1 protein-coding gene is annotated in these 451 nt (G+C 42.6%); it reads left to right on the top strand.

The features are described from left to right. On the top strand, positions 1-451 hold a 451-nt coding region (gene dapB / locus ACTD9P_RS29910), incomplete at both ends, for a 4-hydroxy-tetrahydrodipicolinate reductase (protein ID WP_438870461.1).

The following is a 451-nucleotide window of genomic DNA, read 5'->3' as shown; positions in this document are numbered from 1 at the left end:
ATAATATACGTCCAGTTGTAGGGACGACAGGTTTTACCGAAGAACAACTTGAAGAACTGCAGCAAATGGCAACCGAAAGACAATTAGGCTGTATTATTGCGCCGAACTTCGCGATTGGTGCAATATTAATGATGAAATTTGCCAAAGATGCCGCAAAATATTTCCCGGATGTGGAAATTATCGAAATGCATCATGATCAAAAGCTTGATGCGCCATCTGGTACCGGCATTAAAACAGCGCAAATGATCAGTGAAGTACGAAAGGCGAAAAAGCAAGGGCATCCGGATGAAAAAGAAACACATACTGGTGCAAGAGGCGCAAACTATGACGGAATGCACATCCATTCAGTAAGACTTCCAGGTTTAGTAGCGCACCAGCAAGTACTGTTTGGCAGCACAGGTGAATTATTAACGATTCGTCATGATTCTTTAAATCGCGGAAGCTTTATGAG

Origin of the sequence: Pseudomonas onubensis, from assembly GCF_965653655.1 — a bacterium.
Classification (GTDB): domain Bacteria; phylum Pseudomonadota; class Gammaproteobacteria; order Pseudomonadales; family Pseudomonadaceae; genus Aquipseudomonas.
Note: the sequence above shows the minus strand (reverse complement) of the source record. Positions and strands in the feature narration are given on the sequence as shown.